The following is a 25,762-nucleotide window of genomic DNA, read 5'->3' as shown; positions in this document are numbered from 1 at the left end:
ACCGATCGCTCAATATCGGATTGCGTTGTGTCGCGGTATGCGTGACAGAACGCAATCTGATCCCGTTCGGCGGACGATCCGGTGGTCTACCAGCTAGATGCCGAGAGAACCGAAGTCGAGCGAACCGAAGTCCAGCGAACCGTTCGAGCTGCGGCAGCCGTCGACGACCAGTTGCTGCGGTGTCGGTAGACGATCAGCGGTCTGAGGTCCGGTCTTGATCCGGAACCAGATCGTCTTCGTTCCGTCCGACGAGGGTTCGGGCGCGCCGGTCACCGTCTTGAGGTCGATCGTCCGCTCGGTGACGAAACCGTCGGGTTGGGCGTTCCGATTGTACGGATTGCCATTCCCCCAACTCGGAACTCCCGGAGCGAGACCCGAGGTCAACGCCGGTGAATCGCCGACCCACCGCGCAATCGGCCATGGGATACCCGACACCTCACGCCACGGAGCGGACATCTCGGCCGGAATGCTCGTCGCGTTCACCATGGCCGGGTCATTCTCCTGCTCGAACCACCAGTCCGGCTGGAAATAAGTGGAATTCGTGTAGTTGGTGATCTTGATGGTAGCCGTACAGTCTCCGTTGGAGACCCCTTGCAGTGTCAGTCCGCCCGGAGCCGCGGATGCTGTTCCGGCACCGGTGATTCCACCGGCCGCCACGCCCGTCGCCAGCACAGCCGCGCACAGGGCGCGCATCGATGATTTCCTCATGAGCCCTCCCGAAAGGCGCAGGCACGTTTGTCGGTTTTGATCCGCCTGCGCCGACGTCACCGTAAACCGGAGAAGAAGCGTCATGCGACAGATTCGGCTTTTATGTCTGACCGACAACAGATGTCCGATTTCGCTGATATCGAGCACATCTCGGTTCCCTCACGAAGCAGTCACCCCGAGTTCACTTCTGTGCACAGACGGTCACTCTCGACCCATGCGTTCATGTCGTCGAAGTAGAACCCTCGCCGTCGCGTTGGGAGCGGTGGCCGGACTGATGGCCGGGGCAACCGCGGTTGCGGTCGCCGACGATCCGACCGAGTACGTGGCGCTCGGGGCGTCGTTCTCGGCAGGCGTCGGGATTCCCTCGTCGGTTCCGGGATCGCCGACCGGCTGTGGACGGTCCACCAACAACTTCCCGCGTCTGGTCGCCGAGGAGGAGGGCTACCGACTCAAGGACATGAGTTGTGGTGGCGCCCAGACCCGACACCTCACGACGAGCCAAACCGCCGGCCAACCGCCACAGTTCGACGGCCTGAGCCCGACGACCGATGTCGTCACCATGCAACTCGGTTACAACGACGGCAACGTCTACTCGGGCAGCATCGCCGACTGTTCACAAACCGCCTCGGGCAGCTCACAACTCGCACCGTGTGAAGCCCGCACTCTCGGTCGGTACTCGGCCGAGATCCAACTGTCGGCCGCGAAGATCGCCACCGCCATCGCAGGGATCAAAGACCGAGCCCCAGCCGCGCGGATCCTGGTCGTCGGCTATCCGACGGTCTACCCGCAACAAGGCAACTGCCCCGGACGAAACCCGTTCTCCGCCGAGGACACCGCCTTCCTCGACCGTCTCGAAGTCGAGCTGAACACCATGCTGAAGACTCAGGCCCAGCTGGCCGGCGTCGCGTTCGTCGACACGTACGGCCCCAGCGTCGGGCACGATTCCTGCAAGTCCCAGTCCACGAGGTGGGTCGAACCGTACACGAATCCCGTTGGCGCACTGCGGCTACATCCGAACGCCAAGGGGCATCAGCAGGTTGCGAAAGCGGTACTCGCCGCCCTCGACTGACCCACGCGCCCGCTACCGGCCGGCTCGTCGAGCCCGGAACACCATGTCGTGCGTGTGATGACCGCGGCCTGCGGCTTTGCCCCGCTCACGCGTCTCGTCGGTGACGATCTCCCAACTGTCGCCGAGGAGTTCGGCGAAACCGCCCGGCTGCACGTAATCGTCCGGCTCGAACCCGTGCGCTCGCACGCCCTCCGGTGCATGCGCGACGACGAGCAGCGAACCTCCCGGGCCGACAGCGTCGACGAGCTTCCGCGCGACCTCGAGCTCCTCGACGAGGATCGGGAAGTAGTGCAGCGCGACGAGACCGTAATCGGCACCGGGGACTGGATCGACGACGAGATCGGCGCGTGTCCACGTGATCGGCAGTTCGCCACTGATCTCGCGTGCCCGGTCGAGCGCCACCTGTGAGATGTCGACAGCGGTCACCTCCCAGCCGCGTTTCGCCAGCCAGCGGGCGTCGGCGCCCTCCCCCGACCCGACGTCGAGCGCGGTGGTCGGCGTCAGGTCGTTCGCCTCGATGATCAGCGCGGGGTTGACGTCCGCGGTCCACAGCCGCTCGGCATTGCCGTATCGCTCATCCCATTCTGCGGCCCGCTCGTTGTCCATTCGGAGATTCATAGCAGTTGGCCGCGGCAGCAGGCGCGGTTTCGCCGCTATCAGTCGGGCGGGTTGTCGACGACGCGCGCGATCCGTCGGATCGCCTCGGTCAGCACCTCCGGCGAACACGCGACGTTCAACCGCGCGAAGCCGTTGCCCTGCGAACCGAACGCGGGCCCGTAGTGCAGCGCGACGCGGCCGTGTTCGAGGATCGGGAGGCCCGGGTTATCGCCGAGCCCGGCGTCGCGGAAGTCGAGCCACGACAGGTACGACGCACTCGGTCGGGTATAGCCGACACCCGGAAGATGCTTTGCCAGAAGGTGATCCAGCAGATCGAGACTCTCGCCGATTACCTCGAGGATGGCGTCGAGCCACTCGTCGCCGTGAGCGAAGGCGGCCTCGGTCGCGGCGCGGCCGAGGATGGAGGTGCGGTACTGCACCTCGTCGGGCTGACGTGCGACGATCGCCCGGGTCGCATCGGAGGTGGCGACCATCAGCGCACACTTGGCGCCGGCGAGGTTGAACGCCTTGCTGGCCGAATGCGCAGCGATGCCCACCTCGCGCGCGGCGTCGCTCACCGCGGGGAACGGGACGAATCCCACCCCGGGATGGACCAGCGGCGCGTGGATCTCGTCGCTCACGACCGTCGCACCGTACGACGCCGCGAGCTCGGCCAGCCGCGCGAGATCGGATGCGTCGTGGACCAGACCCACCGGATTGTGCGGGTGACACAACAAGACTGCCCGCGCACCCGCCTTCAGCGCTGTCTCGATGCCGTGGAGATCCATCCGCCACCCCGGGTCGTCGAGCAGCGGCACCTCCACGACGGTTCCGCCGGCCTCCGGGATGAGCTCGAAGAACGGTGGATACACCGGCGGCATCAGGATGACACCGTCGCCCGGACGTATCGCCGTCCGCAACGACTCGACGATCACGACGCTCACGTCGGTGGTCAGCGTGACGTCGTCGGCGCTCAGCTGCCAGTCCCACCGCCGCTCGGCGAAACCTGCGAAAGCCGTTCCCACACCGCCCGAGTCGCCGGCGTAACCGACATCGGACGCCCGGATGCGGTCGATCATCGCCTCCGCGACCACCGGTGCGAGCTGGTAGTCCATCTCCGCGATGAACAGTGGCAGGACGTCGTCGGGGTGGGTCGACCACTTCGAGCTGGTGCGGCGTCGGAGTTCATCGAGGGACGGAGCGACGGGCCTGGGTGTCACAGGCTCTTTGGTACCACCCTTCGAGACGGCCCTCCGCAAGCTCCGGACCTCCTCAGGGAGCAAGCGCGGTTCAAGGCATCGACGCCGCCGCCGGAAGCGGGCAGACTGGTCGCCATGGCCTTTCCTCTTCGTATCGGTGTCCAGATTCAGCCCCAGCACGCCCCCGAGTACGGCCTGATCCGCGACGCGGTCCGTCGCGCCGAGGATGCGGGCGTCGACGTCGCCTTCAACTGGGACCACTTCTACCCCCTCTACGGTGCTCCGGAGGGCGAGCATTTCGAATGCTGGACGATGCTCGGTGCGTGGGCGGAACAGACGTCGCGGGTGGAGATCGGCGCGCTGGTGACCTGCAACTCCTACCGCAATCCGGAGTTGCTCGCCGACATGGCCCGCACCGTCGACCACATCAGCGGCGGCCGTCTGATCCTCGGTGTCGGCGCCGGCTGGTTCCAGAAGGACTACGACGAGTACGGCTATGAGTTCGGCACCGTCGGCTCGCGCCTCAACGACTTCGGGGCGGCACTGCCGCGCATCAAGTCGCGTCTGGGCAAGCTGAATCCCGCACCCACCCGCGACATCCCGATCCTCGTCGGCGGCAGCGGCGAGAAGAAGACGCTGCGCTACATCGCCGAGCATGCCGACGCCTGGCACGGCTTCAACGACGTCGAGCAGTACCGCCACAAGTCGAAGGTCCTCGCCGAGCACTGCGCCGCGGTAGGACGCGATCCGGAGACCATCGAACGGTCGTCGGCGGTGCAGTTCGACGGCGACGTCGACGCCATGCTCCGCGGTGCCGACGCGCTGGCCGATGAGGGCATCAGTCTGCTCACCGTCGGCGTGACGGGCCCCGACTACGACCTCACCGCCGTCGAGGCCCTGTGCCGGTGGCGCGACGCTCGACTCTGAGCACGTGCCGGCACCGATCGAGGTCAAGGACGGACATACACTCACCCGAATGCGGCGGCTGGTTAGATTTGTGATCATGCATCGGGAACCTGCGTTTCGTGGTGGGTGGGGGCACGTCGTGACACGTCGCGTCTCGGCAGCTCTCGGAGCCGTCGGTCTCGCGCTCGGCATGACCCTGCTGCTGAGCGTCGGAGCCGGCACGGCCGCCGCCGAGCCGCCCACGCGCCTGCCCACCTATGTCGTCGACTCGGCCGAGGTGATCACCCCGGAGCGGCGGACCGAGCTCGAGAACGCCCTCGACGAGCTGTACAACGAGAACGACATACAGATGTGGATCGTGTACGTTCGCAGCTTCGACGGCCTCACCAGCGAACAGTGGGCCGACCAGACCGCCATCGCCAGCGAACTCGGCGACCGCGACGCGCTGCTGGCCGTCGCGACCGAGGACCGCGCCTACCGCATGTTCGCTCCGGACAGCATCGGCGGACTCGACCAGTCGACCCTCGATGACGTCGCCACCAACGACGTCGTCCCGCAGCTTCGCGAGGGCAACTGGGCGCAGGCCGGGCTGGGCGCCATCAACGGGCTCTCGAATGCCCTCGACCCCAGCTACACCGGGGTCATCACCGCCGGTGTCGTCGGCGGGGCGGTCGTGATCGGCGGTGGCGGCGCGTACCTGTACTCGCGACGGCGCAAGCAGCGTCGGATCGACGGCAGCGTGGAAGCGCTTCGCGAGCAGGAACTGACCGTCGACCAACTCGCGGAACAGCCGCTCGACGTGCTCGACCCGTGGTCGCGTGAGGTCCTCACCGATCTGGACAACGCCGTCCGCACCAGCGAAGAGGAATTGCGCCTGGCTGTCGGAGAGTTCGGCGAGGCCGAGACCGCGCCGTTCACCCAGGCCGTCGACCACGCGAAACGCGAGCTCGCACAGGCCTTCGCCCTCCGGCAGCGGCTCGACGACAACGTCCCGGAGACCGACGACGAACGCCGCGGGATGCTCGTCGAGATCATCACCTCGTGCACCGAGGCCGACGCCGCGCTCGACGACCAGGTCGAGGCCTTCGATGCGATGCGCAACCTGCTGATCAACGCGGACACCCGCTTCGACGCGATCACCCAGCAGCTGATCGGCTTGCGCGCACGCCTCGACCCGGCCACGCAGCAGCTCACCGAGTTGACCGAGAAGCACGGCGAGCAGACGCTCGCATCGATCCTGCCGAACGTCGAACTCGCCCGGCAGCAGATCGATTTCGCCGAGGCGACCGCCGATCAGGGTCGTGCGGCGAGTGCCGCACCGGTCGGGCAGCAGGGTCCCGCGGTCGCGGCGATCCGTTCGGCCGAGGGGTCCATCGAGCAGGCCACCGTGCTCCTCGACGCGATCGATCACGCCGACGCGAACATCGCGGCCGCACAGTCCCGTATGCCCGCGCTGATCGAGGAGGTGGAGGGCGAGCTCGCCGAGGCCGCCTCACTGACCGCCGATGGCGGACCCGCGCTGGCGACTGCCGCGGCGGCCGCGCGAACCGCGCTCGACGCGGCCCGCACCGGCTTCGACGCCGATCCCTTGGGAACGTTCACCGCACTGGTCGACGCGGACGCCGATCTCGACGACGCGCTCGACGCCGCAAGGGATTCCGCGGCCGAACGCACCCGTCGCGCACAGGTGTTGACCGCGGCCCTCGAGTCGGCGACTGCGAAGGTGACCTCGGCGTCGGACTTCATCGGCACCCGACGCGGCGCCGTCCAGTCCACCGCCCGGACCCGTCTTGCCGAGGCCCAGCGACTTCTCCGGTCCGCTCAGGAGGCCGCCGGAACCGACCCGGGCGCCGCCACCTCGACGGCACGCCGGTCCGGTGCTCTCGCCGACCAGGCTCTGATGGCCGCCCAGGGTGACGTCGTGAACTGGCAGCAGTCGCAGCAGCCGCGTTCGGGCGGCTCCTCGACCGCCGGAGCCGTCCTCGGCGGCATCCTCGTCGACAGCTTCCTGCGCGGCACCATCAGCGGCGGGCGCGGTGGATACCGAGGCGGATACCCCGGCGGGTTCGGTGGCGGGTTCAGCAGCGGCGGACGCAGCCCCGGCTCGTTCGGCGGCTCCGGATCGTCGGGACGGATCGGTACCGGCGGGCGGTTCTAGCGGCTTCGACAGAGCTCAGCCGGCGGACGGCCACCGCACGTTGGGTTCCCGTTCACATCCGGGTCTCCACCGGTTCGCTCGCGCCGCCTAGCGTCCTGCGAGTGCGAATCCAGTTGCCGCTGTTCACCTCCACCGGTCACGACGCCGGCCGTTCCTCTCGCGCCCAGGTGACGTGTCGCTACAAATGCGGCGATGCCTGCCGTCACGATCCCGGAAACCGCAGCGACAACGCGTACTTCCGCGACGTCGTGCGTACCGCGGTCTCGCGGCGGAGCGTCCTCAAGACGTCGGCGGGTACGGCCGTCGCGGTCGGAGCGGCATCGGTGCTCGCGGCCTGCGGCGAGAGCGGCTCGGGAAACGGCACCTCGACGACCGGATCTGCCACCGGAGATGCGCTGCCGGGCATGAAGTTCGCGGCCGTCCCGGCCAACACCGAAGACGCGGTGGTGATCCCCGACGGATATCGGCAGGAGGTGGTCATCCGCTGGGGCGACCCCGTCCTGCCCGGCGCCCCGGAGTTCGACTTCGCCAATCAGACCCCCGAGGCCCAGGCCGGGCAGTTCGGCTTCAACAATGACTTCGCCGGGCTCATCCCGGTCGACGGCGTGCCCGACCACTTCTACCTCGTCGCCAATCTGGAGTACCCCACCGAACCGTTCATGTTCACCGGGTACAAGGACGGCCAACCCACCGAACAGCAGGCCCGCGTCGCGATGGCCTCGATCGGTGTCGCCGTGGTCGAGGTGACCGCCCGGCCTGAATCCGGCGCGCTCACAACCGTTGTCGGACCGCGTAACCGACGACTCACCGCGTCGAGCCCGTTTCGACTGACCGGTCCCGCCGCAGGTACCGAGTTCGTGAGGACCACGGCCGATCCCGCGGGCACCACCGTCCTGGGGACCATCGCCAATTGCTCGGGCGGACTCACCCCGTGGGGCACCATGCTCTCCGGCGAGGAGAACTTCAACAGCTACTTCGGCAACGCGAGCGCGGTCACCGAGCCGAAAGCTGCTTCACGCCTGGAGCGCTACTCGTTCGCCGACGACGATGACGAACACCAGTGGGGACGGTTCGACAAACGCTTCGACCTGGCCGTCGAACCCAACGAGGCCAACCGCTTCGGCTACATCGTCGAAGTAGATCCACACGATCCGAAAGCCGTTCCCGTCAAACACAGTTCAATGGGGCGGTTCAAGCACGAGTCGGCCAACATCTACGTCGTCGGCAGTGGTCCCGGCGAGGGCACGGTGGTCGCCTACAGCGGTGACGACGAGAAGTTCGAGTACATCTACAAGTTCGTGTCGAGTCGAAAGATCAAGAGCGGACTGTCGAGGACCGCGCGCGAACACAACATGCGCATTCTCGACGAGGGGACCCTGTACGTCGCGACGTTCACCGGCGAACCCGTCGACGGTTCCGGCGCACTGCCTGCGGCAGGCAAGTTCGCGGGCAAGGGGTCGTGGAAGCCCCTGCTCACCGTCAATGCCGACGGCACGGCCCGTTCGTACATCACCGGCATGTCACCGGCCGAGGTCGCGGTGTTCACCCGCGAGGCGGCCGACGCCGCCGGTGCCACCAAGATGGACCGTCCCGAGGACATCGAACCGAACCCGAAGACCGGCAAGGTGTACTGCGCCCTCACCAACAACAGCGACCGCGGCACCGACGGCAAGGCCGCCGCCGATCTCGTCAACCCCCGCAACGAGAACAAGAACGGTCAGATCCTCGAGATCACCGACGACCACACCGGCACGGAGTTCACCTGGGAACTGCTGCTCGTCTGCGGCGACCCCGCCGCCGCCGACACCTACTACGGCGGTTTCGACAAGACCCGGGTCAGCCCGATCTCCTGCCCCGACAACGTCGCCTTCGACCCGCACGGCAACCTGTGGATCTCCACCGACGGCAACGCCCTCGACTCCAACGACGGCCTGTTCGCGGTCGCGCTCGACGGGGACCGTCGGGGCGAGACCAAGCAGTTCCTGACCGTCCCCAAGGGCGCCGAGACGTGCGGTCCGGTCATCGACAGCAGCCGCATCCTGATCGCGGTGCAGCATCCCGGAGAACTCGACGACCATTCCGCGGACAATCCGGCATCGCACTGGCCCGACGGCGGGAACTCCCAACCGCGGCCGTCGGTGGTCGCGGTCTGGCGCGACGGTGGGAGCCCGATCGGCGTCTGACGCGCGTGTCAGCAGCGTCACACCCTGACGAGATGTTACTTCGAAACTCTAAGTATTAGAGTTTCTAAACGTGCCCGCTTCCGATCCCGCGCAGCTCGCCCTGACGCTGCGTCCGACGATCACCAGGCTCTACCTGGCGCTTCGCCGACGCGCACCAAGGGTCGAGCTCACCGCGGCGCAGACCTCGGCCCTCAACGTCCTCGCCGACGACGGGTGGATGCGGATGGGTGAACTCGCCGATCGCGAGTCCATCCGTATGCCGACAGCGACGTCGGTGATCGACGGCCTCACCAGACACGAGCTCGTCGAACGCAGACCCGACCCGGCGGATCGACGCGCGGTCCTGGTCGGGTTGACCGACCACGGCCGCGCCCTCGTGTCGCAGATCCGCGAGGAGCGCGACGTCGTCCTCACCAGTGCGCTCGCCGCACTGAACGACGAAGACCGGGCCGCTCTCGCCGCCGCCGGCCCGGCTCTCCAGGCACTGCGCGACCGACTCGACGAGACCCCGACGCAACCGACGAACGCGACCTGACGTCCGCGGGCCGGACACGTCATCAGCCAGCGATCGAGAAGGACCCCATGACAGTCACCGAGAACACCCCGACCACCGGGACCGCCACATCGGAGAAGTCACTGCTCACCACGTTCCGCGAGCAACCCCGTACCGTGTGGATCACCGCCTTCGCCGCCACGATCGCCTTCATGGGCATCGGCCTCGTGGACCCGATCCTGCACAGCATCGCCGAAGCGCTCGAGGCGCCGGCCGAAAAGGTCACCCTGCTGTTCGGCGTGTATGTGGGTGTGCAGTGCCTGGCGATGCTCCTGACCGGCTGGGCCGCATACCGTTTCGGTCCCAAGCGCACGCTCACCGTCGGACTGGCATTGATCGTCGTCGCCGCCGGACTGTCCGCCTTCGTCGACGACATCGATCAGTTGATCGCCCTCCGTGTGCTCTGGGGTCTCGGCAACGCACTGTTCCTCGCGACCGCACTGGCATTCATCGTCTCGTCCGCCGTGGGCGGCCGACAGGGCGCGATCATGATGTACGAGGCCGCACTCGGCCTCGGTCTGGCGGTCGGACCGTTGCTCGGGGCGACACTCGGCGAATGGACCTGGCGCGCGCCGTTCGGCGGAACCGCACTGCTCATGCTCTTCGGTGCCATCCTGTGCGCGGTCATGCTCCCCGCCGACTCACCTCGCATCACCCGTGACCGGGTGCGGATCGTCGATCCGCTGAAGGCCCTCCGCAATCGCGCCCTGACGATCTCGGGCATCGGTTCCGCCTTCTACACCGGTGCACTGTTCACCGTCATCGCGTGGGCGCCGATCGCGATGGGGCTCCGCCCGATCCACGCCGGTCTCATCTTCTTCGGGTGGGGTCTGCTCACCGCGCTGGCGGGTGTCTTCGTGGCACCCGCGCTGGCGAAGGCCCTGGGTGAGAAGGCCGGTGTGCTGGTGGCGATCTTCGCCTACGGTTCGATCATGGTGCTGGCCGGCATCGGCACGGTCAGCGATCAGGTGTGGCTCATCGGGCTCGCCGTCGTCCTCTCCGGCCTGCCGTCGGGTGTACTGAACACCCTCTTCACCGACCTTGCCATGTCCTCCGGCGGGACGGGCACCCCGCGCTCGGTGTCCAGCGCGGGCTTCAGCTTCCTCCGCTGGATGGGGGCCGCGATCGCCGCGGTGCTCGTGGCGTACCTCGCCAAGTGGTTCGGTTCCGACGCCGCGCCCTGGTGGTTCGCGACCGCCTACTGCGTCGCCGCGCTGGGCGCCGTCGCACTCATCAAGGCAACCGACGACGACGAGATCGACGACACCGCCGCGCTTGTCGGCGTCGAGGAGTTCTGACCCGAACACCGGTTCGTCCCGGTACCGTCCGCCTGATGACGTATTCGAAGGTGATCGTGGCGGTGCGCGACGGCGGGCTGACGCGCGACGGTGCCGACGGTCTGGTCACACGATGTGCAGCAGCCGGTGCCGTGCGCGTCCAGCTCAACATCGCCGACGACCGGGTCTCCGGCGCGATGCGGATCGACGAGCTCGATCCGCCGATCGACGCGGTGGTGACGTACTGGGCCGAGGATGTCGACGCCGTCCTTCCCGCGGTGATCCAGAGCGTCGAGGGGCGCCCGGCGGCGTGGGAGGTCACCGCCCGCGCTCCCCTCGACCCGGAGCTCCCTGCCGACGGAACGCGCATCGACGCGCTGTCGAACATCGCTTTCCTACGACGCCCCGTCGAGCTGGACCGCGACGAATGGTTGCGTCGCTGGCTCGAGGACCACACCCGGGTTGCGATCGACACCCAGGCCACGTTCGGCTATGTCCAGAACATCGTCGAGCGTCCACTCACCGACGACCCGCCGCCCGTCGACGCGATCGTCGAGGAGCTGTTCCCCATGGCGGCTGTCTCCGACATCCACGCCTTCTACGGCAGCAACGGCGACCAGGCCGAACTGGAACGTCGAATGACCCGGATGCTCACCAGCGTCGCACGTTTCGGTGCGGACCGACACCTCGACGTGGTCCCGACCTCCCGCTACGACTTCGATCTCCTACGTTTCGATCTCTCCGCCGGGGTGGCCTCAGACGGCTGAATCCGGGAACGCGATGACGGACAGGAAGCGCACGGGCAGTTCGACGAGTTCGACCGGCCCGTGCGCGCCTTCTCCGTCGAGCTGCAACGCGTCGCCGGGATGCATCCGGTACACCGAACGGCTGTGCGCGTAGTCCATCACGCCCTCGAGGACATACAGGAATTCGGTACCAGCGTGCTGGAACAGCGGCTGGGTCACCGACTTCTCGGTCAGCGTCACGAGCAGACATTCGAGCCGTTTGTGTTCTCCGCGAAGCGATCCGAGCAACTCGTACTCGTGGCCCTCACGCGAACCCTCACGGACGATCTCGTTGCCCTCCCCCGCCTTCACGAAGACGGCCGACCGCTCCATCTCCGCACCGCGGAACAACGACGTGACCGAGACGTCGAAGCCGTTGGCCAGGCGGGCCAGAGTGCTGAGACTGCAGGAGGTCTGCGCGTTCTCGATCTTCGACAGCATCGCCTTGGAGATCCCGACGCGGGTCGCCATGTCGCCCACCGACAGTCCCTGCTGACGACGCAGCCGACGCACGTTGTGCGCGATCGCGGTCTCGAGCTCGAGTTCCTCGACCGACTGGTCGACGGGGCGTTCCCGTGCGATGCCAGACTGGTTCCGGATCAAAGGGTCGTCGGTCACCTCGCCAGCATAGTGAGCCAGCTCGTTCACTGTCAGTTGACACATGTTCTCGCGTCCTCTCGTCGGGTTGCCCCCGCCCACCGCTCCGGAACGCTCAGCGCATCTCCCCTGCTCCCACGTAGGGGAACCTCGTCTTCAGCGGGTCTCCCTCCGCGAACCGGGAGAAACGGAAGTCCGACTCGGGGATCCGGGGGTCCGAACTGCGTCCGTCGACCACCAGATCGGCGACGAGCCGCCCCACCGCCGGCGAGATCTTGAACCCGTGACCACTGAAACCGACCGCCAGCACCAGGCCGTCGAGCGGTCCTCGCGAGATGATCGGATTCCAGTCCGGTGTCACGTCGTAGCAACCGGCATAGCTGCTGGTGATCGCCGGTTCGGTGAAGCCGGGGAACCGGGTGCCGACCTTGTCGACGGTCAGGTCGACGAAGTCGCTGTCGACCCGGTTGCTGTAGCTGTCCGGATCGGCGATCTGCAGCTCTTTGAGATCGCTGTTGCCGAACAGGATTTCGCCACGCACGTCCGGTCGGACGTACTGCAGGGACACGAGGTCGGAGAACACCGGCACCGCGCCGAGATCCTCGCCGGGATGGATCATCACGATCTGTTCACGATGGACCGAGATCGGGACATCGATGCCGTGCGGCGCGAGGAACGGCTTGGACCACACACCGGTCGCGACGACGACGGTGTCGGCGGAGATCGTCGACCCGTCGCCCAGGCGGACGCCGGTGACCCGGTCCCCGTCCACGATGAGCTCGGTGACCGTCGTGCCCTGCCGGATCCTGATGCCGGTGGCACGTGCGGCGGCGGCGAAGGCCTGAGCGGTCTGGTAGGCGTCGCCGTAACCGCCGCGCTCCTCCCAGCCGAAGGCCGCGAACGGCTCGAGATCGGCTGCCGACCACATCTTCGCGACCTCGGCGGCGTCGATCTCCTCGGTCTGGACGCCGACCTCACGCTGTGCTGCAAGGCTTTTGCGCAGGCTCTCGACGTTCGCCTCGCCGACGCCGACGACATAGCCGGTTTGTCGGAAGCCGATGTCGGTACCGAAGATCTCCTCGGCCTTCTCGAAGACCTCGAGGCCCACCGCCGCCATCGCGGCGAGCGAACTGACGCCGTAGTGGCAGCGGACGATGCCCGACGACTTGCCGGTCATCCCGCCGCCCACGGTGTCCCGTTCGCACACCACCACATCGGTGATGCCGCGCTGACCGAGTGCCCACGCGGTTGCGGCGCCTTCGAGTCCGCCGCCGATGATGACGACCGATGCGGTCGAATCCTGCTCGCTCACAGCCCACTCCCCGGAATCCAGTTGGTGCCGGCCATCGGGACCCGCGCCATCGCCGCGGCCTCGATCGTGATGGCGACGAGGTCCTCGGGCTCGAGATGCTGGAGATGCGCCTTGCCGCAGGCACGGGCGATGGTCTGGGCCTCCATCGTCATGACCCGCAGGAAGTTGGCGAGACGCTTGCCCCCGAGCACCGGGTCGAAGCGCGCTGCGAGCTCCGGATCCTGCGTGCTGATGCCGGCCGGGTCGCGTCCGTCCTGGAAGTCGTCGTAGTAACCGGCCGCCGAACCCAACGCCTCGTACTCCTTGGCGTAGCGGGGATCGTTGTCGCCCAGCGCGATCAGAGCGGCGGTGCCGATGGCCACCGCGTCTGCACCGAGCGCCATCGCCTTGGCGACATCGGCACCGTTGCGGATGCCGCCCGAGACGATCAGCTGGACTGCGTCACGGTCCGCCCCTACTCCCGCCCGGCGGTGAACTCCGAGTTCCTGCAGCGCCTGCACGGCCTGCGGGATGGCGGCCAGCGTCGGGATGCCGACGTGCTCGATGAACACCTCCTGGGTGGCCGCGGTGCCGCCCTGCATGCCGTCGACCACCACGACGTCGGCGCCGGAGTGAACGGCCAGCTTCACGTCGTAGTAGGTGCGGCTGGCGCCGACCTTGACGTAGATCGGCTTCTCCCAGTCGGTGATCTCGCGCAGTTCGTTGATCTTGATGGCGAGGTCATCGGGACCGGTCCAGTCCGGATGCCGGCACGCACTGCGCTGGTCGATGCCCTGGGGCAGCGTGCGCATACCCGCTACGCGCTCGGAGATCTTCTGCCCCAGCAGCATTCCGCCGCCGCCCGGCTTGGCGCCCTGACCGAGGACCACCTCGATCGCGTCGGCCTTGCGCAGATCGTCGGGGTTCATGCCGTAGCGCGAGGGCAGGTACTGGTAGACGAGGTGCTTGGACTGACCGCGTTCCTCCGGGGTCATACCGCCGTCGCCGGTGGTGGTCGACGTGCCGACCTCCGACGCCCCTCGACCCAGTGCCTCCTTGGCGCCGGCCGACAGCGCGCCGAAACTCATGCCAGCGATCGTGACCGGGGTCGACAGATGCAACGGGTACTTCGCATTGCGGCCACCCAGGACGACGTCGGTGTCGCAGCGCTCGCGGTAACCCTCGAGCGGGTAGCGCGACATCGAGGCCCCCAGGAACAGCAGATCGTCGAAGTGGGGGAGTTTGCGCTTGGCACCCCAGCCGCGGATGTCGTAGATGCCGGTCTCGGCGGCGCGCTGGATGGCGGCGATGGTGGTGCGGTCGTAGGTGGCGGATTCACGGAGTCCGCGCTGCTCGACGCTGAGGTTCTCGGTCATGGTGATGTCTCTTTCGGTCAGGGGCGCGAGGGGTGGCGGCCCTTCGTGGCTCGTCGCTTTCGCTCCTCGCACCTCAGGGAGCGAGGGGAGGCTTCGCTATCGCTCCTCGCACCTCAGGGAGCAGGGGCTCGCACCCGGAGAGCGACGGGTGGCTCAGTAGGCGGAAGCGTTGTCCACCTTGAAGTGGTAGAGCTCGCGGGCCGACCCGTAACGGGTGTAGGCGGTCAGGTCGTCGTCGCCGTAGCCGGCGGCCTTCAGCAGTCCGGCGAGTTCCTCGAGGTGCTCCTCGCGCATCGGCTTGGCGATGCAGTCGGCACCGAGGGAGGCGACCTCGCCGCGGACGTAGATGCGGGTCTCGTAGATGGAGTCGCCGAGTCCGTCGCCGGCGTTGCCGCGGATGACCAGGCGGCCGGCCTGCGCCATGAACGCGCTGTTGTGTCCGACGTTGCCGCCGACCACGATGTCGACGCCCTTCATCGAGATCCCGCAGCGCGCCGCGGCGTCACCCTCGACGACGAGGAGCCCGCCGTGGGCAGTGGCCCCGGCCGACTGCGAGGCGTTGCCCTTCACGATGACGCTGCCGCTCATCATGTTCTCGGCGACACCGGTGCCGGCGTTGCCGTTGATGGTGACCTCGGCCTGCTGGTTCATGCCGGCGGCGTAGTAGCCGACGTGACCGTTGACGGTGATCTTGACGGGGGCGTTCACGCCCGCCGCGACGCTGTGGGCGCCGGCCGGGTTGTCGATGACGATCTCCCCGGAGATGTCCCCGTGAAGGGCCGAGTTGATCTCTCGCAGTGGGGTGTTCGCGAGGTCGAAGTGGTGATTGGGGCTCATCGTCTCCGCTTTCGCTGTGCCGGTGGGGGAGTAGGTGGAGTGGCCGAGGGCCTCGGGTTGTCCGAGTGTCCCCGGTTGTTCGAGAGTCACCGCGTCCATGCGTAGACCACCTCCGGCTCGGGCTCCCAGATGCGGGCGTTCTCGACGCCGGGCAGCTTGGCGAGGGCGCGGTACTCACTGGCGATCGCCACCCAGTCGTCGGTCTCGGCGATCACCGCGGGCTTGCAGGCGATGGCATCACGGACGACGGCGAAGGAGTCGCGGTTCGAGACCACCAGGGTGTAGAAGCCGTCGAAGGTGGCACAGACCTCTTTGAGCGCGGTCTCCACGTCCTTACCGGCGGCGAGCTGGTGGGCGACGAAGCGCGCGCCGACCTCGGTGTCGTTCTCACTGTCGAATTCGACTCCCTGGGCGCGTAATTCGCGTCGAATGGTGGCGTGGTTCGCGAACGAGCCGTTGTGCACCAGACACTGCTCCGGCCCCACGGCGTAGGGGTGAGCACCGGACGGGGTCACGGCCGATTCGGTGGCCATGCGGGTGTGGCCGACGCCCTGCCAGCCGGAAGCGTTTGCCAGCCCCCAGGATTCGGTGAGGTCACGCGGCGCGCCGACACCCTTGAGGACGGTCAGATCCGAGCCGAAGCCGGCGACGAGCGCGTCCGGGTAGGCGGCACGGGCCGCACCGAGGAGTTCTTCGGCACCGACCGGGGCCGACGCGACCAGAGTGGCGTCGACGAGCTGGGCGGCGACGGATACGCCGAGTGCTGCACCGAGGGTCGACGAGACCTCGTCGGGCAGGACGTCGAGTTCGAGCAGCGAGACGCAGCCGTGGCCGGGCGGCGCCCACTCGGGGTTGCCGTAGACCGCGATACCGGCCGAATCCGCACCTCGATCCTGCATCTCGCCGAGCATCTCGGCGAGCATGGCGCCGAGTCGGGGATGAAGATCGGGATTACGCAGATGCAATCCGACGATTCCGCACATTGTCGAATCCTTTACGTCGAAGGGGAGTTGGATGTGGTTCGGTCCGCGCGGCCGGGTCGGCCGCGTCAGAAGGCGGTGAGGTACTGGTCGACTTCCCACGGGGAGACCGCGGCGTGCCAGTTGAAGAACTCCTCGCGCTTGAGGCCGGAGAAGTAGGTCGACACCTTGCCCTGGTCTTCGGGCCAGTCCTGGGGGAGTGCGGCGTCGAGCGCGCCCGCGACGACGGCGTCGGCCTCGAAGGCCTCGACCGCGTGCAGCAGGGTGAGGGGCAGTTCGGCGATGTGGCTGGGTGCACCGCCGACGGCGCCGGGGTCGAGGCTTCGCTTGATGCCGTCGAGGCCGGCACCGAGCAGCGCGGCCGCGGCCAGATACGGGTTGGCCGATCCGTCACCGCCGCGGAGTTCCACGCGCTGGTCGTCGGGAACGCGGATGTAGTGGGTCCGGTCGTTGCCGCCGTAGGTGGCCTTGCGCGGCGCCCAGGACGCTCCCGAACGGGTGGCGGTCGCGCCGGTTCGCTTGTAGGAGTTGACAGTCGGTGCGATGACGGCCTGCAGCGCCGGCGCGTGCTCGAGGATGCCGCCGATGAACCCATAGGCGGTGTCGGAGAGGCCGAGTCCGCGATCGTCTTCGCTGACCTGCGGGAACACCGGCTCACCGCCCTTGGTGAGCGAGAGGTGGAAGTGAAGACCGGAGCCGGTGCGGTCGGCGAACGGCTTCGGCATGAAGGTGGCGATCATGCCCTTCTCCGCGGCCATGGCCGAGAGGAGGTAGCGGAGAGTGACGACCCGGTCCGCGGTGGTGAGCGCGTCGGCGTACTTGAAGTTCTGCTCGAACTGTCCGTTGCCGTCCTCGTGGTCGTTGGCGTAGTTGCTCCAGCCCAACTGGTTCATGGCAGTGGACACCGCGGTGAGGTGTTCGTACATCCGGGTGAGGCCACGGACGTCGTAGCAGGGCTGGTCGGAGTCGTCCGCGGCGTCGGCGGTGACGAGCGAACCGTCGTCGGCACGCTTGAGCAGGAAGTATTCGACCTCGGCCCCCACCCAGGGCTCGAAGCCGGCGTCGGCGGTCTGTGCGATGAGGGTCTTGAGGATGTTGCGCGGGGCGAACGGCCACGGCTTGCCCTCGACGTGCGGATCGCACTGGACGACGGCGAGGCCTTCCTTGATGAACGGGATCGGGAGGAAGGAGCTGACGTCGGGGATCGCGATGAGGTCGGGGTCCTTTGGCTCCTGGCCGATGGCACCGACCGCGTAGCCGGCGAAACCTACTCCCTCCGTGGCGAGTTCGTCGACCGCCTCGACCGGAACCAGCTTGGCGCACGGCTTTCCGCGAAGGTCGACGAACATGGCGAGGATGAACTTGGTGTCGGTCGCCGCACACAGCTCGGCGAGGGTACTGGTGTCGGGGGCTGCGTTGGTGGTGGTCATGATGCGCTCCGGGGTCGACTGTAGGTGTTGCTTGTCGGGATGTCCACTCGCGTGAATCAATGTCTACCGTTAGTAGACCGATCGATTGTTTCGCCGCTGTTTCCGCCCGATGAGCGGTCGGTGTCGTTTCGGCTCCTCGTGTGACGGGACGAAAAAGGCCCGGGGCACACCGTTCTCACGGTGGGCCCCGGGCCGTTGTTCACTGTCCCCGCGCGGTCAGACCTGTGCGGGTGGAGTCGAGGCGGGCATCGACCTCTCCACCGATTCGGCAGCTGCCGCCGGCGAGAGGGAGGCGAGGCCGCCACCCGGGTGACCCACACTCGCGCTGGGGATCTCGTAAGCGGTCTCGGCGTGCAGGACGGTGTCGAGGCCGACCATCTCGGTCTCCTCGTCGACGCGCAGCCCGATCAGCTTGTCGAGGCCCTTCGCGATGAGCCAGGTCATCACGAACGAGTAGGTGCAGGTGATCGCGATACCGGCGAGCTCACGCCAGATGATGTCGGGATCACCGCCGAACAGGACGCCTTGGACACCGGCCGGAGCGACCTCACTGGCGAACAGGATGATGCAGAGGGTGCCGACGATGCCGCCGATGCCGTGCACGGCGAAGGCGTCGAGCGTCTCGTCGACCTTCAGCTTCGACTTGAAACTCAACAGGAAGGCAACGACCGCGGCGGCGAAGATGCCGACGAGCAGGGCGCCGAGCGGGGCCATGCTGCTGGCGGCCGGGGTGATACCGACCAGACCGGCGACCACACCGGTGATGATGCCCAGCGAGGTGACGTGGCCTTCGCGCCACTTCTCGATGATCGCGAAACCGATCATGCCGGCGGAACCGGCGAGCAGGGTGTTCAGGATGACCGCCTGGGCGAGGAAGTTGGCACCGAGTGCACAGCTGCCGTTGAATCCGAACCAGCCGAAGAACAGGATGCCGCCACCGAGCATGGTCATCGGCACGTTGTGCGGACGCTCGACGCGACGCTTGCGCGCCCCGAGCACGACGGCCAGGGCGAGCGCGGCGACACCGGAGTTCATGTGGACCGCGGTTCCGCCTGCGTAGTCGACGATCTGGAGCTTGTTCAGCAAGAAGCCGCCTTTGTAGTCGTCGTCGACGTCAGCCGCGAAGACCCAGTGGGCGAGGGGGAAGTACACGACCAGCAGCCAGATCGGCGCGAAGACGAGCCACGACGAGAACTTCATACGGCCGGCGGCACCGCTGGCCACGATGGCGATGGTGATGGCGGCGAACAGGATGAACCACGCCGCGAAGTACAGCGTCTGGGTCGCCCCCGAGGCGTCGTCGGTCAGCCAGTTTGTCAGGCCGATGAAGTCGGTCGGGTTGCCGATGAGGCCCCACCCGCCCACCGACGGCCCGGACACGAGTCCGTAGCCGATGACGACGTAGAGCACGGCGGTGATGCCGAGGGTCGAGATGACCATCGACATGATGTTCAGGACGTTCTTCGAGCCGACCATGCCGCCGTAGAAGAAGGCGAGGCCGGGGAACATCAACAGGACGAAGACGAAGGCCGCCAGCATCCAGGCCAGGTCGGCGTTAGCCGCGAGTATCGGTTCCATGGGCGATCTTTCGGTTCGGAGACTTGAGGTCCGGGTTACTTACACCAGCAGCTCACGGGCGTCATTGACCGCGTAGATATGCGACGACACTGTCGCGATAGTCGAGGAATCCCTTGTAGGCGGCGATGTCCTCACCGAGTGTCTCGATGACGGTCGCCAACTGACTGGCCCACTCGGGTATTCGTTTCACGTCCTCCAGCGAGGCCATGAATGTCCGGATATTGAACGTCACGGCACCCGACATCGGCAACCGGACGAAGTGTTCCAGCTCGATTCGCAGGCGTGCCCTGGCGAAATCGCCGTCGGCGACCATGCCCGGGACGTCAGCGGCCCAGGCCGGCAGCTCCTCGAGACTGACGTCGAGCTTGTGCGAATCCGACGCCGACAGAGTCCAGTTCACCCTGCGGTACACCTGATCTGCCGGTAGCCTGCGCAGGAACTGCTCGGCGCGGGCGACGATGCCCTCGCGGAGCATGCGCGGGACCGGGGCATGGATCTCGTACATGTCCATGCCCACATCGAAGGACACCGACCACGCCGCCGCAAAGGTCACGACACCGGCGTCGAAGTACAGGTGCCCGTCGCGTTCGGTGACGAGAAGGAGGTCGTCGGGCACCTCCCGCGCCAGGAACTCCATCGGCCCGTAGGGCAGGGACTCGGGGTCGCCGAGCACGAATCCCTGGTCGGTGCCGAGGATCTCGTTGCGCCAGTGAAACCGACCGTCGCCGTGTTCGTCGAGGTGCATGAGGCCGGGGTAGGAGATGCTGAGATCGCGCAGGTAGTAGAGCAGCAGATCCCAGCACGCGATCTCCATGCCGGCACGGACCCGCACCCGTGAGGGGTCGTTGTCGAGAATCCGACGGCGTTCGGCCATCATCTCCGGGTACTCCGCGCCACCGAGATCGACCAGATGCCTACCCCATTCACCACCACGGGTGCGTCGGGGGATGCGGGCGGGTTCGACGTTGACGCTGTAGGAGAACTCCTCGAGGTCGTCCGGGAACGGCCACGGCAGATTACCGAGATGATCCACCGGCTGGTTGAGGAACAGTTCTGCGGATTCGGTCGGAATCGCTTCTGTGGTCACAGGTCCACCTCGATGTTCTGCCCCCGGGATACACAGCACAGCATCGCATCACCGAGAGCCTTCTCCTCGTCGGACAGCACGAGGTCGCGATGCTCGATGATGCCTCCGCGCACAGGGATTCGGCATTCGCCACACACGCCCTGGCGGCACAGGTTGGGCACCTCGACACCACTGTCGAGTAGTCGTTGGAGTAGGGACACCCCGGCCGGGACGTCGATCCGGTCCCCGGTCGAGGACAGCGTCACGGTGAACGGGTCACCGGGCTCCTGCTCCGGCGCGGCGAATCTCTCGAGATGGACTCGCGCCGTGGGCCATCCGGTCTGAGCAGCGAGTTCTTGATAGGTGTCGAGCAGGGCTGCCGGTCCGCACGCGTAGGCGTGGGTCCCCAGCGGCTGCGACCGGAACCTGTCGGCGATCAGTTCCGCCGTGGCCTCGACTCCGGACACCTCGTGCAGGGTGATGTTCGGCTGCTCGGCGAGCGCACGGAGATCGTCGAGGTGCGCTCCGCTGCCGGGTCGGAAGGAGTAGACGATGTCTGCGCGAAGCCCCTCGCGTGCCAGTGCCCGTGCGTGCGACAGGACCGGTGTGACGCCGATACCGCCGGCCACCAGCAGTGCTCCCCGCTGGTCGAGGACGGGTGCGAACATCGACCGGGGCCCCTCCACCTCGACGACGGCGTCCTCGGAGAGGTTGTCGTGCAACCAGTCCGACCCCCCGCCGGCACCGCGTCGTAGAACCGAGATGCCGTAGGTGTTGGGGTACATGCCGTCGTCGACGAGCGAGTAGGCGTTGCGGTGCTCACCGGCGGTGATGATGAGATGGCTGCCCGGTTGGTAGGGCGTCAGGACCTGCGGGGTGTCGGCGAGCGGCGCGAACCGGAAGTGCGTGATGTCCGCGGTCAGCTGCCGGACGGCGACGACGCGCATGGGCCGTGTCGACGTCGCATAGCCCTGGTGCAGGTGTGCGGGGATGGCTGCCGCCGTCATGCATCACCTCCCGCAGCCGATGCCAGGAAGCTGCCCATCGTCGGTGAATGGTGTTCGTGGATCTCCAGATCGCGGGAGCAACCGGGACAGGTGGCTGTCCCGCCGGCACGACCCTCGACGCGGAAGGTGTTGCGGCAGTGCGCACAGTAGAGCGGCAGGTCGCGGAGGTGGACGACATGGGAGGACAGTTCGGCGGGTACGGCCCCGGCCTCGCGCGCGATGGCCAGCGCGGTCAACACGTCGTACTGGCCGCCGGTGACGAGAATGCGCGTGCCGGTGAGCGCTTCGTCGAGGGCGTCGTGCAGGGACGCACGATCCTGCTCGTCGGTGAGCGTGTCGAGCACGAGCAGCCGGGTGGCTCCGACGGCCTCGGCCGCCGCGACCCAGTTGCGTGACACGTGTGCGGTCTCGGCGTCATCGCCGACGGCGACCACGAGGAAGGCCGCCCCGGTGGTGTCGACCGCCGGGGGAGTGGCCGGCCAGACCGGCAGGCCCGGGCCGGTCGGCGCCGGCGGAGTGGGCGCCGGCGGAGTGGGCGCGGCGTCGCGCAACCACTGGGCGGCGCGGTCCCGGTACTTGATGATGCCCTTGTAATCGGCCATGTCCTCGGGCAATTCGGCCAGGACCTCGGCGGCACGACGCCGCCACGGATCGACGGTGGCCAGCTGCTCCAGAGGCAGCATGTAGGTGCGGATCAGGAACATGACCGCTCCCGAATCCGGGAGCCGGATGAGATGTTGCACCTCCACGCGTAGGTGGACGCGGCGTCCGAACTCGGCGTCGTCGACGAGCTGGATGCTCTCGCGGTCGGGGCCCCACTCGGGGTAGATCTCGGTCGAGACATCGAGGCGGCGGTCGATGGTGAGTGTCCAGTTGGTCCGCCGGTAGGGCTGGTGCGGCTGAAGACGCTTGAGGAACTCGTGCGCCCGGGTGATGACGCCTTCCTTGCGCACCCGCGGGACGGGCCCGTGGATCTCGAGGAAGCTCATCCCGACGTCGAAGCCGAAGCTCCAGTCGGCGGCGAAGGTGACCACCCCGGCGTCGACGAAGAGCTGGTCGTTGCGCTGGTCGAGGAGCGCGATGTCCTCCTGGACCTGAGAGGTGATGTAGCGCAGTGGTTCGTCGGGCAGGGTGGTGGCGTCGCCGTAGCGGAAGTGCTGTTCGATGCCGAGGATGTCGTTGCGCCACAACCATTCGTCGGGTCCGGTCGAGCGGAGCTGCATCTGCTCCGGGTACGCGGCGTCGAGTTCGCGCATGAGGGTGAACATCGCATCCCACGCGGCGGGCACCATGTGGGGGAGTACGGCGTGGCGGGTCGGATCGGCGGCGAGCGTCACCGCACGCTGGTCGAGTTCGGCGCGGTACTCGGAGTCGATGTCGACGACCGCGGTGCCCCACTGACCCGCGGGCGTCGTGACGGGTTGCTCGGCCGGTTCGACGTTGGTGCTGTAGCGGTACCGGTCCTCGAGGAACGGGAACGGGAAGCCGGCGACCAGGTCGGCCGCGGTCTCGGCGGTTGTGTTGTCGAGTGTGCTTGTCACAGGGGAACCTCCAGGGTGCAGCCGCCGGCGGCGCGCGAGACGCACGGCATGATGGCGTCACCGGCGGACTTCTCCTCGGCGCTGAGGTAGAGATCGCGGTGGATGGGTGATCCGCCGGACAGGGGGATGCGACATTCGCCGCACACGCCCTGACGGCACAGATTCGGGACCTCGACGCCCGCCTCTTCCAGGGCCGCGAGCATGCTCGTCCCCGACGGGACATCGATGCTCCGGCCGGATTCGGTGAGCTCGACGCGGAACGGGTCACCGGCGTCGAGTGCATCGATGCCGAAGCGTTCGAAGTGGATTCGGGAGTCGGGCCATCCGGCTGCTGCGGCGGCCGCCACGACGGAATCGATCATGGACGACGGTCCGCAGACGTACAGGTGGGTGCCGACCGGCTGGGTACGAAGCGCTTCGTCGAGGCGCCCGGTGAACGAGACACGGTCGGTGAACAGTTCGGCGCGAGCCCGGGCGAGCGCCGTGACGTCGGCCAGGTGGGCCGCGGCTTCCTCACGGAAGACATAGAGCAACTGCACGTCCCGGCCCCAGCGCACGGCTGCGCGCAGGTGGGACACCATGGGAGTGATCCCGATCCCGCCGGCGACCAGCAGGTGTTTGCGGGCGCGGGCGATCGGCGCGAAGGCGCTTCGGGGGAGTCCGACGGTCAGCGTGTCGCCGACAGCGAGTTCGTTGTGCAGCCAGCGGGACCCGCCGTTGCCGTCGTCGACCTCGAGGACCGAGATCGAGTAGTTCGTGGGATAGGTGCCGTCGCCGGTCAAGCTGTAGGCGTTGGTGTTCGAGCCGGCGTGGACCACCAGGTGACTGCCGGGGACGAAGCCGGGGAGGGCCCGACCGTCGGGGTCGGCGAGCGTGATGCTGCGGATGCCGGTGACGGTGGAGTCGATCGCGGTCACGACGAGCTGCATCGTGGGCATCCGGTCGACGCGGCTCGTCGACTCGGCGGCGGCGCCGGCCGAATCGGGTTCTGCTGCGACGGTGATGCTCACAGTTGGACCTCCTCACCGGTGGACAGGGGTTGGGCGGTCTCGGCGTCGACCATGAAGCCCAGGTACTGCCCCGTTCGACGGGACACGTGGTGGTACACCAGCAGGTCGCGACGACATCCGGCGCACGGGATGACGTCATCGATCACCGCTCGGACGCGGGTGACCGACCGGCAGTGCGAACAGAACACGTCGGCCTCGGCCTGGCCGTCGGAATCGGCTGTCATGACTTCGATCTCGTCGTCCTCGAGTCCGGCGTTCACGGCGACGGCGCGCAACCGCAGTGCCGCACCGGCGTCGGCGACGATCCAGACCCGGACCCCGACGGTGGCCTCGGCGAGCGCTCCGGCGAGCAGGTCGGCGGCGGTGTCGGCGTCGCCGTGGATTCGAGTGGTGACCAGCGGAGGGAGGTCGGCTTCCCAGCGGCCCAGTGCGTCGGCGACGTCCCCGACACCGACCAGCAGGTAGGAACTACCGGTCGGCGTGGGGGTCGTCGTCTCGACCAGGTCACCAGGTCGTGCCCACGCCGGCACGCTGGAGTACGTGATCTGCGACATCGTCAGCGATCAGAGGAGAGTGGCGTCGCGCAGACCGGTGTAGAAGGCGAGCGCATAGTCCGGTGTGCTGAAGTAGATCTTCGATCCCTTCGGGAAGAAGATCGCGTCCTTGGCCTTGGCGACCGTCTTCTGCCCGGTTTCCTTGTTCTCCAAGAGGAACTCGCCCTCGAGAACGACCTTCATCTCGTCGTACTCGTATTCGTAGTAGAGCGGCTCGTCGGTGTGGCGGAGTTCGAAGTACCCGCTGCACATCGGGCTGCCGTCCGGGTTCTCGTAGACGTCACCGATGAATCCCTCGGTGCCCGGGTACTCCGCCTCCGGCATCTTCGGAAGATTCTTGAAACCATCGCTGGTCACGCGGAACTCCAACGCCTTGGCACTTTCGATCGTCACGATGCTCCTCCATGTCTCACTCGGGCGCGAATGCGCTCGTCGGGTACGTGGTCGGCGTCCTCGTGCCACCCGGGGGTTCGTGATGACTCTTCGTAGTGGACGCCGTCCCCTGTTATGAAACAAGTGGTGTGTTTCCGGAGTGTGACGGCTCTGTAATGGTGTGCTACGCGGCGTACGTCATGCGGTGCGGAGCCTCGTCGGAGGTTCGGCGTGAGATCGGCTCACGTAATCCGTTCCCGCTCACACTTATCGGGTGAGCGGGAACGGAGGGGGTGAGCGAGAGTCGCAGCGCCTACTGACGGCGATAGTCGAGCAGCCCGACCCAGAACTCGTCGGGGATCACGTCGCCGGCGCGCAACACGCGCGCGAGTCCGGCGGCCATGAACGCACCGAGGAGTCCGAGCCACAGTCCCGCCAGCGAGATCGCGGTCCAGGCGACGGCGACCGCGATCGGCCAGGGGTCGAGGATCAGCAGGATCGGCGCGAAGAAGAAGCCCGCCCCGATGAACCACGACGAAAGCGCACGGTCGCATCGCGCCACGGCCACCAGCCACCGCGGCGTCGAGGCGGTAGGCATCGCACCCAGTGGGGGTCGTCGGTTCCGGTGAGTGGTCTTCTCCGTGGTCATCGGACACCTCCTGAGACGGATTGCGATGACTCCCAGACT

Annotated in this window: 24 protein-coding genes; 7 read left to right on the top strand and 17 right to left on the bottom strand. The window is 67.4% G+C overall.

The window, feature by feature from the left end; translation table 11 throughout:
- Window positions 1-93: 93 nt before the first annotated feature.
- Window positions 94-693 (bottom strand): hypothetical protein, encoded by a 600-nt coding sequence (locus C5O27_RS05005; protein WP_127963762.1) that lies wholly within the window; start codon window positions 691-693, stop codon window positions 94-96.
- 289 nt (window positions 694-982) lie between these two features.
- Between C5O27_RS05005 and C5O27_RS05000 the strand changes: the two genes are divergently transcribed.
- A complete protein-coding gene (locus C5O27_RS05000) occupies window positions 983-1,777 on the top strand; it encodes an SGNH/GDSL hydrolase family protein (RefSeq protein ID WP_244216593.1) in 795 nt (264 codons plus the stop codon).
- Between the two features lie 12 nt (window positions 1,778-1,789).
- Here the strand turns inward: C5O27_RS05000 and C5O27_RS04995 are convergent, their stop codons facing one another.
- On the bottom strand, window positions 1,790-2,383 hold the full coding sequence (locus tag C5O27_RS04995; RefSeq protein ID WP_127962069.1) for a class I SAM-dependent methyltransferase: 594 nt from the start codon (window positions 2,381-2,383) through the stop codon (window positions 1,790-1,792).
- Between the two features lie 50 nt (window positions 2,384-2,433).
- On the bottom strand, window positions 2,434-3,594 hold the full coding sequence (locus tag C5O27_RS04990) for a MalY/PatB family protein (protein ID WP_164905304.1): 1,161 nt from the start codon (window positions 3,592-3,594) through the stop codon (window positions 2,434-2,436).
- Between the two features lie 114 nt (window positions 3,595-3,708).
- On the opposite strand from C5O27_RS04990, the gene C5O27_RS04985 reads away from it, so the two are divergent.
- The 6 genes from C5O27_RS04985 to C5O27_RS04960 all read left to right on the top strand — a co-directional run bounded on the left by C5O27_RS04985 (window position 3,709) and on the right by C5O27_RS04960 (window position 11,417).
- Window positions 3,709-4,500, top strand: coding sequence for an LLM class F420-dependent oxidoreductase (locus tag C5O27_RS04985; RefSeq protein ID WP_127962067.1), 792 nt, complete (start codon window positions 3,709-3,711; stop codon window positions 4,498-4,500).
- Between the two features lie 76 nt (window positions 4,501-4,576).
- Window positions 4,577-6,637, top strand: a complete 2,061-nt coding sequence (locus C5O27_RS04980) for a TPM domain-containing protein (protein WP_127962066.1) — start codon at window positions 4,577-4,579, stop codon at window positions 6,635-6,637.
- A 101-nt stretch (window positions 6,638-6,738) separates the two neighbouring features.
- Window positions 6,739-8,820 (top strand): PhoX family protein, encoded by a 2,082-nt coding sequence (locus tag C5O27_RS04975; RefSeq protein WP_127962065.1) that lies wholly within the window; start codon window positions 6,739-6,741, stop codon window positions 8,818-8,820.
- A 70-nt stretch (window positions 8,821-8,890) separates the two neighbouring features.
- Window positions 8,891-9,355, top strand: coding sequence for a MarR family winged helix-turn-helix transcriptional regulator (locus C5O27_RS04970; protein ID WP_127962064.1), 465 nt, complete (start codon window positions 8,891-8,893; stop codon window positions 9,353-9,355).
- Window positions 9,356-9,402: 47 nt separating this feature from the next.
- Entirely contained in the window at window positions 9,403-10,671 is a 1,269-nt protein-coding gene (locus tag C5O27_RS04965) for an MFS transporter (RefSeq protein ID WP_127962063.1), read from the top strand.
- A gap of 35 nt (window positions 10,672-10,706) precedes the next feature.
- Entirely contained in the window at window positions 10,707-11,417 is a 711-nt protein-coding gene (locus C5O27_RS04960) for an EthD domain-containing protein (RefSeq protein ID WP_035753941.1), read from the top strand.
- Here C5O27_RS04960 and C5O27_RS04955 read toward each other — a convergent pair.
- The 14 genes from C5O27_RS04955 to C5O27_RS04890 all read right to left on the bottom strand — a co-directional run bounded on the left by C5O27_RS04955 (window position 11,406) and on the right by C5O27_RS04890 (window position 25,723).
- The gene (locus tag C5O27_RS04955; RefSeq protein ID WP_006361107.1) at window positions 11,406-12,098 is read right to left on the bottom strand and encodes a helix-turn-helix domain-containing protein; all 693 of its coding nucleotides are present in this window, start codon (window positions 12,096-12,098) and stop codon (window positions 11,406-11,408) included. The genes C5O27_RS04960 and C5O27_RS04955 overlap by 12 nt on opposite strands.
- Window positions 12,099-12,147: 49 nt before the next feature.
- Window positions 12,148-13,344: an NAD(P)/FAD-dependent oxidoreductase gene (locus C5O27_RS04950; RefSeq protein ID WP_127962062.1), complete on the bottom strand. Its 1,197-nt coding sequence runs from the start codon at window positions 13,342-13,344 to the stop codon at window positions 12,148-12,150.
- The gene (locus C5O27_RS04945) at window positions 13,341-14,699 is read right to left on the bottom strand and encodes an FMN-binding glutamate synthase family protein (RefSeq protein ID WP_127962061.1); all 1,359 of its coding nucleotides are present in this window, start codon (window positions 14,697-14,699) and stop codon (window positions 13,341-13,343) included. The genes C5O27_RS04950 and C5O27_RS04945 overlap by 4 nt, the downstream gene beginning before the upstream one ends.
- Window positions 14,700-14,852: 153 nt before the next feature.
- Window positions 14,853-15,635 carry a GltB/FmdC/FwdC-like GXGXG domain-containing protein gene (locus tag C5O27_RS04940; protein WP_127962060.1) on the bottom strand — a complete coding sequence of 261 codons (783 nt, stop codon included), beginning with the start codon at window positions 15,633-15,635 and terminating at the stop codon, window positions 14,853-14,855.
- A complete protein-coding gene (locus tag C5O27_RS04935; protein WP_127962059.1) occupies window positions 15,623-16,519 on the bottom strand; it encodes a class II glutamine amidotransferase domain-containing protein in 897 nt (298 codons plus the stop codon). The genes C5O27_RS04940 and C5O27_RS04935 overlap by 13 nt, the downstream gene beginning before the upstream one ends.
- Window positions 16,520-16,584: 65 nt before the next feature.
- Window positions 16,585-17,946: a type III glutamate--ammonia ligase gene (gene glnT, locus C5O27_RS04930; protein ID WP_127962058.1), complete on the bottom strand. Its 1,362-nt coding sequence runs from the start codon at window positions 17,944-17,946 to the stop codon at window positions 16,585-16,587.
- A gap of 216 nt (window positions 17,947-18,162) precedes the next feature.
- On the bottom strand, window positions 18,163-19,524 hold the full coding sequence (locus C5O27_RS04925) for an ammonium transporter (protein ID WP_127962057.1): 1,362 nt from the start codon (window positions 19,522-19,524) through the stop codon (window positions 18,163-18,165).
- Window positions 19,525-19,585: 61 nt separating this feature from the next.
- Window positions 19,586-20,611 (bottom strand): heme-dependent oxidative N-demethylase family protein, encoded by a 1,026-nt coding sequence (locus C5O27_RS04920; RefSeq protein WP_006361114.1) that lies wholly within the window; start codon window positions 20,609-20,611, stop codon window positions 19,586-19,588.
- Window positions 20,608-21,597: a PDR/VanB family oxidoreductase gene (locus C5O27_RS04915; protein ID WP_006361115.1), complete on the bottom strand. Its 990-nt coding sequence runs from the start codon at window positions 21,595-21,597 to the stop codon at window positions 20,608-20,610. Before C5O27_RS04915 ends, C5O27_RS04920 begins: the two co-directional genes overlap by 4 nt.
- Window positions 21,594-23,138: a heme-dependent oxidative N-demethylase family protein gene (locus tag C5O27_RS04910; protein WP_006361116.1), complete on the bottom strand. Its 1,545-nt coding sequence runs from the start codon at window positions 23,136-23,138 to the stop codon at window positions 21,594-21,596. Before C5O27_RS04910 ends, C5O27_RS04915 begins: the two co-directional genes overlap by 4 nt.
- Window positions 23,135-24,148 (bottom strand): PDR/VanB family oxidoreductase, encoded by a 1,014-nt coding sequence (locus C5O27_RS04905; protein WP_006361117.1) that lies wholly within the window; start codon window positions 24,146-24,148, stop codon window positions 23,135-23,137. Before C5O27_RS04905 ends, C5O27_RS04910 begins: the two co-directional genes overlap by 4 nt.
- The gene (locus C5O27_RS04900) at window positions 24,145-24,702 is read right to left on the bottom strand and encodes a dimethylamine monooxygenase subunit DmmA family protein (protein ID WP_006361118.1); all 558 of its coding nucleotides are present in this window, start codon (window positions 24,700-24,702) and stop codon (window positions 24,145-24,147) included. Before C5O27_RS04900 ends, C5O27_RS04905 begins: the two co-directional genes overlap by 4 nt.
- A gap of 9 nt (window positions 24,703-24,711) precedes the next feature.
- On the bottom strand, window positions 24,712-25,095 hold the full coding sequence (locus C5O27_RS04895; RefSeq protein WP_006361119.1) for a cupin domain-containing protein: 384 nt from the start codon (window positions 25,093-25,095) through the stop codon (window positions 24,712-24,714).
- Window positions 25,096-25,387: 292 nt separating this feature from the next.
- Window positions 25,388-25,723 carry a hypothetical protein gene (locus C5O27_RS04890; protein ID WP_006361120.1) on the bottom strand — a complete coding sequence of 112 codons (336 nt, stop codon included), beginning with the start codon at window positions 25,721-25,723 and terminating at the stop codon, window positions 25,388-25,390.
- Window positions 25,724-25,762: the final 39 nt, after the last annotated feature.

This window comes from Gordonia alkanivorans (genome assembly GCF_004011905.1).
In the GTDB taxonomy this organism is placed as follows: Bacteria; Actinomycetota; Actinomycetes; order Mycobacteriales; family Mycobacteriaceae; genus Gordonia; species Gordonia alkanivorans.
Note: the sequence above shows the minus strand (reverse complement) of the source record. Positions and strands in the feature narration are given on the sequence as shown.

What these genes read in the sequence shown, in the direction of transcription:
- C5O27_RS04915 (WP_006361115.1), bottom strand. Translation starts at nt 21,597, where the DNA reads ATGACGGCGGCAGCCATCCCCGCACACCTGCACCAGGGCTATGCGACG.
- C5O27_RS04995 (WP_127962069.1), bottom strand. Translation starts at nt 2,383, where the DNA reads ATGGACAACGAGCGGGCCGCAGAATGGGATGAGCGATACGGCAATGCC.
- C5O27_RS04925 (WP_127962057.1), bottom strand. Translation starts at nt 19,524, where the DNA reads ATGGAACCGATACTCGCGGCTAACGCCGACCTGGCCTGGATGCTGGCG.
- C5O27_RS04955 (WP_006361107.1), bottom strand. Translation starts at nt 12,098, where the DNA reads ATGTGTCAACTGACAGTGAACGAGCTGGCTCACTATGCTGGCGAGGTG.
- C5O27_RS05000 (WP_244216593.1), top strand. Translation starts at nt 983, where the DNA reads ATGGCCGGGGCAACCGCGGTTGCGGTCGCCGACGATCCGACCGAGTAC.
- C5O27_RS04965 (WP_127962063.1), top strand. Translation starts at nt 9,403, where the DNA reads ATGACAGTCACCGAGAACACCCCGACCACCGGGACCGCCACATCGGAG.
- C5O27_RS05005 (WP_127963762.1), bottom strand. Translation starts at nt 693, where the DNA reads ATGCGCGCCCTGTGCGCGGCTGTGCTGGCGACGGGCGTGGCGGCCGGT.
- glnT (WP_127962058.1), bottom strand. Translation starts at nt 17,946, where the DNA reads ATGACCACCACCAACGCAGCCCCCGACACCAGTACCCTCGCCGAGCTG.
- C5O27_RS04960 (WP_035753941.1), top strand. Translation starts at nt 10,707, where the DNA reads ATGACGTATTCGAAGGTGATCGTGGCGGTGCGCGACGGCGGGCTGACG.
- C5O27_RS04900 (WP_006361118.1), bottom strand. Translation starts at nt 24,702, where the DNA reads ATGTCGCAGATCACGTACTCCAGCGTGCCGGCGTGGGCACGACCTGGT.
- C5O27_RS04980 (WP_127962066.1), top strand. Translation starts at nt 4,577, where the DNA reads ATGCATCGGGAACCTGCGTTTCGTGGTGGGTGGGGGCACGTCGTGACA.
- C5O27_RS04935 (WP_127962059.1), bottom strand. Translation starts at nt 16,519, where the DNA reads ATGTGCGGAATCGTCGGATTGCATCTGCGTAATCCCGATCTTCATCCC.
- C5O27_RS04985 (WP_127962067.1), top strand. Translation starts at nt 3,709, where the DNA reads ATGGCCTTTCCTCTTCGTATCGGTGTCCAGATTCAGCCCCAGCACGCC.
- C5O27_RS04890 (WP_006361120.1), bottom strand. Translation starts at nt 25,723, where the DNA reads ATGACCACGGAGAAGACCACTCACCGGAACCGACGACCCCCACTGGGT.
- C5O27_RS04940 (WP_127962060.1), bottom strand. Translation starts at nt 15,635, where the DNA reads ATGGACGCGGTGACTCTCGAACAACCGGGGACACTCGGACAACCCGAG.
- C5O27_RS04945 (WP_127962061.1), bottom strand. Translation starts at nt 14,699, where the DNA reads ATGACCGAGAACCTCAGCGTCGAGCAGCGCGGACTCCGTGAATCCGCC.